The organism is Citrobacter sp. Cs237 (assembly GCF_030332325.1).
GTDB lineage: Bacteria > Pseudomonadota > Gammaproteobacteria > Enterobacterales > Enterobacteriaceae > Citrobacter_A > Citrobacter_A sedlakii.
The window spans coordinates 1-12,447 of record NZ_JAOWIB010000031.1 but is presented as its reverse complement, the minus strand read 5'-3'; the positions used below and the strand labels follow the sequence as shown (position 1 = coordinate 12,447).

Genomic DNA, 12,447 nt, shown 5'->3' with positions numbered 1-12,447 from the left:
TTATTGCGCGTCCCGACTGGACTATACTGACATCACTTTTCAGTGATAAGGATCCGTCATGCTTGTTTTACCTCCCGTTCGCCCCGAGGAATCCATCGCCCGCCTGACGGCGATCATTGAGCCGGTTGCAGAAAAACTGACCGTCGCACCGCGAAAACGGATGACCTGGACTTATAAAGGCCGCCAGCAGATGTATTTACTGCTGGAGGGCGAACTGTCCATTCTTCGCGCTTCGGATGGTCTTTTGATCGTTACGGTTTACGAACCGCATCTGTTCGGAATCGCAGAAATGATACAGCCGACACAAGGTCATATATTGCGGGCAGAATCAGTCTCCACCGTACTGCGTGTTGATGCGCAATTGGCGGCGACGCGCTTTCGTCAGGAGGGCGTCTGGGAAGATGTGGCGGCGTTGCTCTCTTACCATACGGCATATCTGATATATCGCGATGCGCAGATCGTGCAGCAACGTACCTATTCGGTAATACGTAACCATCTGCATGAAATGATATTATTGCCTGAAGAAACGCGTATGCGTACCACCATTCTTGACTATATTCAGGATCGCACGCTTTTATCGCGCAGTAGTATACTGAACGTCCTCTCTGCGCTCAAACAGGGGAAATATATCACCTTCAAGCGCGGGGGGTATCTGCTTGAACTGGGTCATCTTCCCGAGAGTTTTTAAAATTTAAAATTAAACAGAAAACGAATTAACCCGTTGCGACTTTCGTTATATCGTTTGCCCACTGAGTCACTTTGCAAACGAATCTAACTCAGGTTCAGGTAAACGGGAAATACATGAAAAAGACAGTAATAGCTTTAATTATCGCGAATGCGTTCAGCGCTACATCTGCCTTCGCGGCAGCGGACGCGGGCACCTGGTACGGCGGTGCAAAATTTGGCTGGTCACATTATTTTGATGCGAAAACCGGTGCCAAAGCGGTCGAAAATAATAATGACTCGAATCATTTTAATATCGATCGTGATAACGTTGGCGGAGGGATTTACACCGGCTATCAAATCACCCCGTGGCTGGCGGTGGAAGGCGGTTACGACTACTTAGGCAATATGCAGATCGCCGGTCAGCACGGTGGCTCGGGGGCAAAACTGAAGGCGCAGGGTCTGCAAATGTCTCTGAAAGCCAGCTATGCCGTCACGAATAACTGGGATGTTTATGGCCGTGCAGGGGCGATGGGCTATCGCGCGGAGTCTGACGTCAGCGGGCATAACCGTTTTGAAACTGGCGTGCGTCCTCTGGCGGCCGTCGGTACGGAATACGCCTTCAATAAAGACTGGGCTGGCCGTGTCGAATACCAGTGGGTCAGCAACGTCGGCAACGCCAATCAGATTGGCGTAAGCAGTGACGTCAGTTCCGTGACAGCCGGCGTAACCTACCGCTTTGGTCAACACGATGATGCGCCTGCCGTGGCGGTCCCGGTTGTCGCGCCCGCACCCGCGCCGGAACCGCGGCATTTCAACCTGAAATCTGACGTGATGTTTGACTACAACTCGGCAACGCTGACCGCAGAAGGCCAGTCAGCCATTCGTCAGCTTTATAACAGCCCGGGTCTGCAGCCCGCGAAAGATAAATCCACCGTAGTAGTAGGGTACAGCGATCGTACTGGCAGCGAGGGGTATAATCAGGAACTCTCCGCCCGCCGCGCGCAGACGGTGGCCGACGCGCTGATGACGCTGGGGATCCCGGCGCAAAATATTCGCGCCGAGGGTCGTGGCGAAAGCGAATCCGTCACCGGCGCACAGTGTGACGGCAAGCAAGGGCAGACATTGATTAACTGTCTGTCACCGGACCGCCGGGTGGTCGTGGAAATCAGCGACACGTAAATGAAAAAAACCGACACACGACGTGTCGGTTTTTTTTATCCACGAATAAGCGGAGACAAGGCGTTTTCAATTTTGCGTAACCCCGTCTCATTTCTCTCCGTAAAGTAATGTTCATTCATCATCTGCAATTCTTCTAGTTTCGATAACGCTGCGTAAACGCGCTGCACGTCATTATCGTGTTCAAATATCTCTTTCGGCTTCACTTCCTGCAAATAACGCGTTTTTATCGACGCCGACAGCGTAGAGATATGCTGATGATTGTACTGGTACAACGAAGCAAGTTGCGATAAAGGTATTTTCGCCGCGCTATCGTTCGGTTGCACAAGCGGAATTTGCATCTGTCGGATTGGTTCAATCTTATCTGCTCCTGTCGCGCTGCAGGCGGAGAGCGTAAATAAAGTCATAAACAATACATTTCGGGATAATCTTTTCATCTGTGTTGGCCTGGCAAGAAAGTCAACGCAATTATCCAGACTGGCTACGAATGCTATAGAGAAAGATTGTTTATTTTTAAACAACGAATAAAACATCCAGGCCGTAGTGCGCATTGCTATGCGACCGGGTTAATTCGTTGCGGCTTATTCCGGCATACCGTGTGGCAGGCAAGGAAAATAAAAGATAAGGTCACAGGGGTATTGTGATCATCCAGCGTGAAGGTCAGGCCATGTAACAGCCGGACTATAACGGCCCGACGCAGGATGCGCGCGTTCCCTGTTACCGCCGTTCTGTATGACTATGCAGGCGGGCCGCCCGCAAATCGTCGGGGGTGTCGATATCAAACGTGATGCCCGCATCGTCCAGCGCCAGATCGTAGACTTCGTTTTCCGTTCGCGCAGTATGCACGATGGCCTTCGCGCCCGTGTCGCCAGACAGCGCCAGCAGCTGCGGTAGCCAACGACGTCCAAACCCGACCGGATGCCCATGCTGCTGACGATACCAGGGCACGACCACCGAATATTGCGCTAACCCCGCCGCGACAGCTTGCAGCGACGCAGGACGAATCAACGGTAAATCCGCAGGCAGGAGCAACCATCCACTCGCCTCAGCCGTCGCGCGAACCCCCTGCGTAATGGATACCCCCATGCCGCTTGTTCCGCCAGCGGGCCGGACAAGGTGCCAGCGCAACCCGGCATCGTCAACCGCCCGGAGCACATGCCCGAGCACTGAATCCGCGCCAATCCGCGCATCCAGCTTATGCCCGGAGGCGCCAGCCCTGGTAAAGCGTTCGCCTTTTCCGCCCGCCAGAACAATCACCACCGGCGACGACATCAGGATGCTTCGCTTTTCAGCCGCGTCGCCGCCACATCCGCCAGCACTGACAGCGCCAGCGAGCGGGCATCGCGCGCTTTGGGAAAAATGCCCACAGGCGCGTTGATGCGGGCGATATCCTTCTGTTGCCAGCCGTGTTCGCAAAGTCGGGCAACCCGTTTCTGGTGCGTGCGGTAACTGCCCAGCGCGCCGATATAAAACGGCTTTGCCGCCAGCGCCGCCTGCAAAACGGGAAATTCGCGGTCAAGATCGTGCCAGAGCAAAAGTACCGCCGTATCGGCATCCGGTGGCGGGAAAAGCGTGGCGTCGGCGCAAAGCTGCACATCGTAGCCCGCCGCTTCGGCGAGCAGCGCGGTGGTCTGCGCCTCCACGGAGCGACCAAATATCATGACCCGCACGCAGGGGCGAAAGCCCAGCGCAAATTCGCCGTTGCGCCAGCGTGTTTTACTGTAACCAGGCTGAACGGCTAACGTTTGTGAGGTCGGGCAGTAGCGCAACGTCACGGGCTGGCGGCGTTCAAGCTGATGCAAGACTTCGTGCAGCGGCTGTGCCGAGCGCAGCGTATGAATGTTGAGGGTAATCCCTCCGCCGCAGGGAAGCACAATGTCGAACCACGGCGAGCCTTCACCGTAGCGCACAGTGCGATCCTGAGCGCAGCGGATCGCCTCCATCGCTTCAAAGGCGACCGCCCCTTCCACACACCCACCGGAAACAAAGCCGCAATACTGTCCGTCCTCGCGTACGGTCATCTGCGCCCCCAGCGGACGCGCCGCGCCGCCGCGGATGTCGACCAGCGTCACCAGCGCCGCCCTCATACCGTTCGCTAACGCCTCCAGCGCAAAGCGTAAAATATCCCGGCTATCATCGGTCAGAAAGGCAGCCTGGGGCGTCCTGCCCGGCGCGTCCGTCAGGCCGATAAGCGATTGCTGCATACACTCTCCTTACACCACATCCGGCAGCTCACTGAGCAACGAATCCAGTCTGACCGGATAATCCCGCACCCGTACGCCCGTGGCGTTATAGACCGCGTTAGCGATAGCCGCGCTGACGCCGCAAAGCCCCAGCTCGCCGACGCCTTTCGCTTTCATTGGCGAGGAGATCGGGTCGGTGTCATCCAGGAAAATCACCTCCTGCTCAGGGATATCAGCATGTACCGGCACTTCGTACGCCGCCAGATCGTGGTTAACGAAATAACCCTGCCGCGTGTCCACCGCCAGCTCTTCCATCAGCGCGGCGCCAATCCCCATGGTCATGGCGCCAATCACCTGGCTGCGGGCGGTCTTCGGATTCAGAATGCGGCCCGCGGCGCACACCGCCAGCATCCGGCGTACCCGGATCTCGCCGGTCGCGGCGTCAACGCCAACTTCCACAAAGTGGCCTGCAAAGGTGGACTGCTGGTATTTCTCCGCTAAATCGCCAAACTCGATCTTATCTTCCGCACTCAGCGCACCGTCTGCTGTCGCCTCGCGAAGCGAAACCCGGCGTCCGTCGCCGCAGATTTCTCCTGCTTCAAATACCGCCGTCTCGGGGTTGAAGCCCAGTTTTTTGGCGATGGATTCCCGTAGCTTGACGCAGGCGGCGTATACGCCTGCAGTGGAGGTGTTGGCGCCCCACTGTCCACCGGAACCGGCGGAAATGGGGAAGGCGGAGTCGCCCAGCCTGACGTCGACGCTTTCCAGCGGCAGGCCGAGCATCTCCGCCGCCGTCTGGGCGATGATGGTGTAGCTGCCGGTGCCGATGTCAGTCATGTCTGTTTCAACGGTCAGCGTACCGCTGGCGTCCAGCGCCACCCGCGCGCCGGAAGGGGCGACAAGGTTATCGCGAAAACCCGCCGCCATGCCCATGCCGATCAGCCAGTTGCCTTCGCGGACTTCTCCCGGCGTGGCGTGACGTTGTTGCCAGCCGAAGCGCTCAGCGCCAGTGCGCAAACAGGCGATCAACTGACGGCGCGAGAAAGGGCGATCCGGGTTGGCCGGATCCACCTGCGTGTCGTTAAGAATGCGAAATTCAACCGGATCCACGCCGGCCTTGGTCGCCATCTCGTCGATCGCGATCTCCAGCGCCATCAACCCCGGCGTTTCTCCGGGCGCGCGCATGGCGTTGCCTTCCGGCAGATCGAGCCTGGCGAGGCGCAAACCGGTATGACGATGCGCGCCTGCATACAGAAACCGGGTCTGATTAACGGCCGTTTCCGGTGTGCCGTCGGGCAGGTTGCCGGACCAACTGTCATGGGCGATAGCGCTGATTTTACCGTCGCGATCGGTGCCGATGCGAATATGCTGGATGGTTGCCGGACGGTGGGTGGTGTTGTTCGGGATCAGCGGGCGGGGCAGCATGACTTTGACCGGGCGCTTCACCGCTCGCGCCCCCAGCGCCGCCAGCAGGGCATCGCTGCGCAGGAACAGCTTGCCGCCAAAGCCGCCGCCAATATAAGGCGAGATCACGCGGATATTTTCCTGCGGGATGTTCAGCGTTTCGGCCAGATCGGTATGCGCCCAGTTAATCATTTGGTTTGACGTCCAGAGGGTCAGTTTGTCGCCTTCCCAGACGGCCATCGAGGCGTGAGGCTCCATCGCCATATGGCTCTGGTCAGGCGTGGTATAGATCGCGTCCAGCTTCACCGCCGCCGTTGCCCATGCGGTGGCGAAATCGCCGACGTCCTGATCGGGCTGATCCTCCGGCGGGGTGGTGACCAACGGCTTCTCTTTTGCCAGATCGTATGCGCCCGGCTCGCGCTGGTACTCAACCTGGACCAGAGAGGCCGCCGCGCGCGCCTGCTCGAAGGTCTCCGCCACGACCAGCGCTACCGCCTGCTGGTAATGCTCAATGTCCGGTCCGCCCAGTAGCGAGGCGGCGTTACGCTCGCCCTTGCCGAGTGGACCGGCGTTTTCTGCGGTCACCACCGCGAATACCCCCGGCGCGTTCAGCGCGGGCTGGGTATTCATCGAAATAATACGGCCTTTCGCGATCGCGGCGTCAACGATATAGCCGTACGCCACATCCGGTGCGATATCATGCCATTCATAGGCGTAAGGGGCGGTACCGGTGGTTTTTTTGGGGCCATCAATACGATCGTGCGGTTGACCCACTACGCGCATCCGATCGACAGGATTGGTTCCTGCTGGTTTTTCAAATTTCATCGCTTATGCCCCCGCTTCTGTCAGCACTGAGGCGAGCGTCCGCTTCGCCAGGATTAGCTTGAATGCGTTTTCCACCGTGGGATGCGCGTCGGCAAACAGCGCGTCATACACCGCCTGCGCGCCGTGCGGCAGTTGTGCGTCGGCTTCCGCCTTTCGCCAGGGCTTGTGCGCGACGCCGCCGAGCGCCACGCGTCCGGTGCCGTCTGGCTGCACAATGGCGGCAACCGAGACCAGCGCGAACGCATATGAGGCGCGATCGCGCACCTTACGATAAATATGCGTCCCACCCACGGGAGGGGGAAGGGTAACGGCAACGATAAACTCGCCTGGCTGTAAGACATTTTCGAGATGCGGCGTGTCGCCCGGGGCGCGATAAAAATCAGCGACGGGAATACGGCGCTCGTTGCCGTCCGGGTTCACCGTCTCGACAACCGCGTCAAGCAGGCGCATCGCCACGGCCATATCGCTGGGGTGGGTGGCGATGCAGGCGTCGCTGACGCCAACCACGGCATGCTGACGGCTGAATCCGCCAAGCGCGGCGCATCCACTGCCCGGTGAGCGTTTATTGCAGGGCTGGTGGGTATCATAAAAATAGGGGCATCGCGTGCGCTGCAGCAGGTTTCCCGCCGTCGTGGCCTGATTACGCAACTGACCCGACGCGCCAGCCAGCAGGGCGCGGGAAAGCACCGCGTAGTCACGGCGAATACGCTCGTCGGCCGCCAGGTCGGTATTGCGCACCAGCGCGCCAATCCGCAGGCCGCCGTCGGCGCTGGCCTCAATCTGATCCAGATCCAGACCGTTCACATCGATCAGGTGGGTGGGCGTTTCAATTTCCAGCTTCATCAGATCGAGCAGATTCGTGCCGCCCGCAATGAATTTCGCATTGCCATGACGGCGGGCGCTGGAAGCCGCGTCTGCGGGCGTTGCCGCTTTCTCGTAGGTAAAGGCTTTCATGGTTTCAGTTCCCCGGCGGCATCTTCTATGGCGGCAAGGATATTGCTGTATGCCCCGCAGCGGCAGATATTGCCGCTCATCCGTTCACGAATTTCGTTCGCGGTCATTTCCGGCGGCGAGACCAGATCCAGCGTAACGTGGCTGGGTATCCCCTCTTCGATCTCCTGCAACATCGCGACGGAAGAGCAAATCTGACCCGGCGTACAGTAGCCGCACTGGTAGCCGTCATGTTGCACAAAAGCGGCCTGCACAGGATGCAGCGCGTCGGGCGTGCCCAACCCTTCAATGGTGGTGATTGCGGCGTCCTGGTGCATCACCGCCAGAGTCAGACAGGCGTTGATGCGACGACCGTTCAGCAGCACGGTACAGGCGCCGCACTGCCCATGATCGCAGCCTTTTTTGCTGCCGGTCAGATGCAGATGCTCACGCAGCGCATCCAGCAGGGTGGTGCGGGTATCCACGTGCAACTGCTGCGGCTTGCCGTTGACATTCAGGGTGATGGGGACGATTTCAGGTGGCGGCGTTACGGGCAGATGATTCTCACCCTGGTTATTGCCTAGGTTGCTCATGCCAGGCCTCCGGTCGGTAAAAAAGGAAAATGAAAAACGTGTTTGAATCGCTAAGGACGTTTTTTAAACATTAAGCATAGTCGGCACTGGCGCTGGGATTAGTCTTAAAACAGAGAGGGGAGCCACGCAGCGAGGAGCGATAAAGGGAAGTCAATCACATTTCCGTTTTTGCCAACAGAAAATCTATAAAACTAGACGATTGTCGAGTTTTTGCCTTAAAGTCCCCCCTTCGGCACTAGACAAAACTGCCGCATGGTTATCAAATGGTTAAATAATATTTCGCTGAATGTAATGATCGGCCTGACTATTCTCAGGACCGGCGGCAATTCAGTGTCTACAAGCAAAACGACACACCCTTTCGGGAGAAATTATGCATTCCTCTGTTAATAAAAACGAAAGCCGAACGTTCTTCGGCCATCCTTATCCGTTGGGCGCCTTGTTCTTCACTGAAATGTGGGAACGTTTTTCCTTTTACGGCATTCGTCCATTATTAATTCTGTTTATGGCGGCGACGGTGTACGAAGGCGGCATGGGACTGGCGCGCGAAAATGCCTCCGCTATCGTTGGGATTTTTGCCGGGACGATGTATCTGGCCGCGTTACCGGGCGGCTGGCTGGCGGACAACTGGCTCGGCCAGCAGCGGGCGGTATGGTATGGCTCGATTCTGATCGCGCTGGGTCATCTGTCTATCGCGCTCTCCGCCTGGATGGGCGATAACCTGTTCTTTATCGGCCTGATGTTTATCGTGTTGGGCTCTGGCCTGTTCAAGACCTGTATCTCAGTGATGGTCGGAACCCTGTACAAAAAAGGTGATGCGCGGCGTGACGGTGGTTTTTCGCTGTTCTACATGGGCATCAACATGGGGTCGTTTATCGCCCCGCTGATCTCCGGCTGGCTGATTAAAACCCACGGCTGGCACTGGGGCTTTGGCATCGGCGGGATCGGGATGCTGGTGGCGCTGATCATCTTCCGCGTGTTTGCCGTTCCGGCCATGAAACGCTATGACAGGGAAGTTGGCCTGGACTCCACCTGGAACAGTCCGGTGGCGAAGAAAAACGGCGTGGGCGCGTGGCTGATCGCACTGGCGGTGGGCGTCGCCATTATTGTGACGCTGATCGCGCAAGGGGTGATCGTTATCAATCCGGTGGCGGTTGCCAGCATGCTGGTGTACGTCATTGCCGCCTCCGTGGCGCTGTACTTTATTTATCTGTTTGTCTTTGCCGGACTGACCCGCAAAGAACGCGCGAGACTGCTGGTCTGCTTTATTTTGCTGGTTTCCGCCGCTTTCTTCTGGTCGGCGTTTGAGCAAAAACCAACCTCGTTTAACCTGTTTGCTAACGACTACACCAACCGCATGGTGGGCGATTTTGAGATCCCGGCTGTCTGGTTCCAGTCGATCAACGCCCTGTTTATCATCCTGCTGGCGCCGGTATTCAGCTGGGCGTGGCCTGCGCTGGCGCGTAAAAATGTGCGTCCGGGCAGTATCACCAAGTTTGTGATTGGTATTCTCTGCGCGGCAGCGGGCTTTGGCCTGATGATGATGGCGGCGCAAAACGTGCTGAACAACGGTGGGGCGGGCGTGTCGCCGTTCTGGCTGGTGGGCAGCATTCTGATGCTGACTCTGGGCGAGCTGTGCCTGAGTCCGATCGGTCTGGCGACCATGACGCTGCTGGCGCCGGAAAGAATGCGCGGACAGATGATGGGACTGTGGTTCTGCGCCAGCGCGCTGGGTAACCTGGCGGCGGGACTGATCGGCGGTCATGTAAAAGCCGACCAACTGGATATGTTGCCGGACCTCTTCGCCCGTTGTTCCATCGCCTTGTTGATTTGCGCCGCCGTATTAATAGTGTTGATTGTACCGGTACGCCGGATGCTGGAAAATGCCCAGCAGAAGACGGAGCAAAAACCGATAAGCCATGCCTGAATAACAATAAAACCTTTATTTTCAAACCGGTGCTAAAGGCGCCGGTTTATTTTTGCCATAAATAAAAAAAGCATCTTCCGCAGTTTATCGCCATATAACGAAAAGTCTTAAAGGGAGGAGGGGCAGAAGCGTTATTTCTTCTTTGAGATTTAAGAAATGATCTTTTCTTACTTTTCTGGTTTTTAATTCTTAATTTAAGATTATTTAAAGAATTTAGCTCTGCTAATATTCTTTATTTCAGACTTACTGTCTGAGGTGGAGTTAAGGTTATTTCATTTGAGATCCCCTCATTCAGCCGCGAAAATAGCCCTATCGAAACGGTTGCTGCTGGCAACCATCTTTTAAGTCACTATCCCTCACGTATTTATGTCGTACAGGCAAATGGGAATGTTTGCCTGGAAAATATGGCTCGTCAGGTAACGGAGTACTTTTTAATTATGAAACCTGTGATGTCTTTTTATTTATTTAAACCCAGTAAAATCGCCTTATTATTAAGTTCGATTTTGTCTGCCGCTTCGCTTCCGGTTTACGCTGAAGGCGAACGCATCGTTATTGATAGCCGCACGCCTGTAGCTGATCGCACGTTAACTATTGCCGATGGCGCCGCTATGGAATATATCGGCGTATCGGCAAGTGACGCCAGCGTTACGGTTAACGGTAAAATTGATATGGTCAGTCCGGAAGGCAACACCGGCGCCAGCGTGTATGTCAGCGGTGGTATGCTGGATTTCGGTAAAGGCTCCACTATTGGCTATAAGACGCTCTCCAGCTCCGTCGCTGATGCGGTTCGGGTCTATGGCGGCACCTTCAAAGCCGAAGATCTCTCTATCACCCAGACCGGCGTTCCGACGATTGGTATTTCTGCCGACAACAGCGGGAATGTGGTTCTTACGGGCGACACCCGTATTGATATGACGATTACCGACCCGGTGACGGTATCGTCAAGCATTATGGCCTCCGCCATTACCTCATATCGGGATTCAACCATCGCGTTGGACAACCTGACCGTCAACTATGCTGACAGCAAGTCCCCCAGCGAAGTGGGTACCACGACCGTTGAAGCGCTGGAGTTCCGCGGCCTGAGCACGAAGGTTACCGGCGATGTCAACGTCGATTTGCAGTCCACTTCCGCAGTCTATCTGGAAGGGATGAACGTGGGCAGCCATGGTGATTTTGAAGGCGACACCAATATCCGTATCAACACCAACGCGGCCGTTGATGGGGTGAAAGGATTGGTTCTCGAAGATCACTATGAGACCACGGCCAGACCCGGCAGAGAAAATAAGATCAATTTTAATGACGTGAATATTAACGTCACCAATACGGTAGACGAATATAAATTTGGCTTAAATACCGGCCTTTCATTCCTCGGCGAAGTCTCTGATTTAACGATGAATAATCTGACTATCAAGGCAACGGCGCCCGGCAACGCCAGCGTGATTGGCGCCCTGTTTCACGGCAGCGAAGAGTCCAGCGTGAGAATAAACGACGTGGATATTTCGCTCACCGGTGGTGAAAGCACCAATATGTACGGCCTCCAGGGCGTGAACGCGAAGGACATTGTGCTCAACACGCTAAACGTACAGACGCAGGGCGGGGATCGGGTTGAACTGTTACGCAGCGCCAACGCGCGCATTCTCGGCGACGTTACGCTGGGCAGCCAGCAAGGGCTGGCGAGCGCGAAAGGCGATCTGCTCGCCATTTACGGTTCTGTCGACATCAGCAACAACAATAAGTTTATGGCGTGGGGCGACATTCACTCCGAACGCGGACATGTCGTTAACATTAAAACCGGCGACAACTCGTATCTCTACGGCAGCACGAAGAAAGTCTCTGACGGGGTGATCGATCTGGCGTTTAACGGCAGCAGCAGCCGCTGGGATATGACCGACTCTTCCAGCGTCACTAACCTGACGCTGAATGACGCGACGCTGAACTTTGCTCCGGCTATGGCGAGTAGCCGTAATCTGACGCGCGAAACGGTGCCGTTTAAAACCCTGACGGTAGACGGCGATTACGCGGGCAATAATGGCACTATCATCATGCGCACGCAGTTGGGCGACGACAGTTCTCAGACTGACCGGATGATTGTTAACGGCAACACTTCCGGCGCCACCAATGTGACGGTGGTGAACGCAGGCGGCGCAGGTGGGCTGACCACCGACGGTATTGAGCTTATCAGCGTGGCCGGAAATTCTGACGGCGAGTTCAAACAAAGCGGACGTATCGTGGCGGGGGCGTATGACTACACTCTGGCGCGCGGTGAAGGCCAGAACGACAAGAACTGGTATCTGACCAGCGGCCTGACGCCGGACCCGCAGCCGGAACCCGATCCGGATCCGGTTGATCCCGTAGACCCTGTCGATCCGGTAGACCCGGTGGATCCCATAGACCCTGTAGACCCTGTCGATCCGGTGGCGCCACCAGCACAACCGGAACCGCAGAGGCCAGCACCGGCCCCGCGCGAAAACGCGGTGCGTCCGGAAGCGGGTTTGTACGGCATGAACCTGCAGGCGGCGAACACGATGTTTAACACCCGTCTGCACGACCGTCTGGGCGAAACCCATTACGTCGACGCCCTGACAGGCGAGAAAGCGGTGACCAGCCTGTGGCTGCGCAACGTCGGTGGCCACACCCGGCAGAAAGACAGCAGCGGCCAGCTGGAGATGCAGGCCAACCGCTATGTGATGCAGCTTGGCGGCGACATCGCCCAGTGGTCTTCCGACAACACCGACCGTTTCCACCT

Annotated in this window: 10 protein-coding genes; 4 read left to right on the top strand and 6 right to left on the bottom strand. The window is 56.7% G+C overall.

What is annotated here, in order from left to right; genetic code table 11:
- Window positions 1–58: 58 nt before the first annotated feature.
- Both OGY07_RS00200 and ompA read left to right on the top strand, forming a co-directional pair.
- Window positions 59–688, top strand: a complete 630-nt coding sequence (locus OGY07_RS00200; RefSeq protein ID WP_286597940.1) for a helix-turn-helix domain-containing protein — start codon at window positions 59–61, stop codon at window positions 686–688.
- A 113-nt stretch (window positions 689–801) separates the two neighbouring features.
- Window positions 802–1,845: a porin OmpA gene (gene ompA, locus OGY07_RS00195; protein ID WP_286597938.1), complete on the top strand. Its 1,044-nt coding sequence runs from the start codon at window positions 802–804 to the stop codon at window positions 1,843–1,845.
- A 35-nt stretch (window positions 1,846–1,880) separates the two neighbouring features.
- Here the strand turns inward: ompA and OGY07_RS00190 are convergent, their stop codons facing one another.
- The 6 genes from OGY07_RS00190 to paoA all read right to left on the bottom strand — a co-directional run bounded on the left by OGY07_RS00190 (window position 1,881) and on the right by paoA (window position 7,777).
- Window positions 1,881–2,279, bottom strand: a complete 399-nt coding sequence (locus OGY07_RS00190; protein WP_286597935.1) for a KPN_03583 family lipoprotein — start codon at window positions 2,277–2,279, stop codon at window positions 1,881–1,883.
- Window positions 2,280–2,559: 280 nt separating this feature from the next.
- Window positions 2,560–3,114 (bottom strand): nucleotidyltransferase family protein, encoded by a 555-nt coding sequence (locus tag OGY07_RS00185; protein WP_407208818.1) that lies wholly within the window; start codon window positions 3,112–3,114, stop codon window positions 2,560–2,562.
- Complete coding sequence (locus OGY07_RS00180) at window positions 3,114–4,046, bottom strand: XdhC family protein (RefSeq protein ID WP_286597932.1); 933 nt, start codon at window positions 4,044–4,046, stop codon at window positions 3,114–3,116. The genes OGY07_RS00185 and OGY07_RS00180 overlap by 1 nt, the downstream gene beginning before the upstream one ends.
- 9 nt (window positions 4,047–4,055) lie before the next feature.
- Window positions 4,056–6,254 (bottom strand): aldehyde oxidoreductase molybdenum-binding subunit PaoC, encoded by a 2,199-nt coding sequence (paoC, locus tag OGY07_RS00175; protein WP_286597929.1) that lies wholly within the window; start codon window positions 6,252–6,254, stop codon window positions 4,056–4,058.
- Window positions 6,255–6,257: 3 nt separating this feature from the next.
- Complete coding sequence (locus tag OGY07_RS00170) at window positions 6,258–7,208, bottom strand: FAD binding domain-containing protein (protein WP_042286128.1); 951 nt, start codon at window positions 7,206–7,208, stop codon at window positions 6,258–6,260.
- Window positions 7,205–7,777: an aldehyde dehydrogenase iron-sulfur subunit PaoA gene (paoA, locus tag OGY07_RS00165; RefSeq protein WP_181821913.1), complete on the bottom strand. Its 573-nt coding sequence runs from the start codon at window positions 7,775–7,777 to the stop codon at window positions 7,205–7,207. The genes OGY07_RS00170 and paoA overlap by 4 nt, the downstream gene beginning before the upstream one ends.
- Window positions 7,778–8,147: 370 nt before the next feature.
- Here paoA and OGY07_RS00160 point away from each other — a divergent pair, with 370 nt between their 5' ends.
- On the top strand, window positions 8,148–9,701 hold the full coding sequence (locus tag OGY07_RS00160; RefSeq protein WP_181821912.1) for a peptide MFS transporter: 1,554 nt from the start codon (window positions 8,148–8,150) through the stop codon (window positions 9,699–9,701).
- Between the two features lie 449 nt (window positions 9,702–10,150).
- Window positions 10,151–12,447: autotransporter outer membrane beta-barrel domain-containing protein (locus OGY07_RS00155; protein WP_286597920.1), on the top strand; the 2,297-nt coding region annotated here is incomplete at its 3' end.

Excerpts from the sequence above, each read along its gene's own strand:
- OGY07_RS00180 (WP_286597932.1), bottom strand. The coding sequence starts at position 4,046 with ATGCAGCAATCGCTTATCGGCCTGACGGACGCGCCGGGCAGGACGCCC.
- OGY07_RS00160 (WP_181821912.1), top strand. The coding sequence starts at position 8,148 with ATGCATTCCTCTGTTAATAAAAACGAAAGCCGAACGTTCTTCGGCCAT.
- ompA (WP_286597938.1), top strand. The coding sequence starts at position 802 with ATGAAAAAGACAGTAATAGCTTTAATTATCGCGAATGCGTTCAGCGCT.
- OGY07_RS00185 (WP_407208818.1), bottom strand. The coding sequence starts at position 3,114 with ATGTCGTCGCCGGTGGTGATTGTTCTGGCGGGCGGAAAAGGCGAACGC.
- OGY07_RS00200 (WP_286597940.1), top strand. The coding sequence starts at position 59 with ATGCTTGTTTTACCTCCCGTTCGCCCCGAGGAATCCATCGCCCGCCTG.
- paoC (WP_286597929.1), bottom strand. The coding sequence starts at position 6,254 with ATGAAATTTGAAAAACCAGCAGGAACCAATCCTGTCGATCGGATGCGC.
- OGY07_RS00190 (WP_286597935.1), bottom strand. The coding sequence starts at position 2,279 with ATGAAAAGATTATCCCGAAATGTATTGTTTATGACTTTATTTACGCTC.
- OGY07_RS00170 (WP_042286128.1), bottom strand. The coding sequence starts at position 7,208 with ATGAAAGCCTTTACCTACGAGAAAGCGGCAACGCCCGCAGACGCGGCT.
- paoA (WP_181821913.1), bottom strand. The coding sequence starts at position 7,777 with ATGAGCAACCTAGGCAATAACCAGGGTGAGAATCATCTGCCCGTAACG.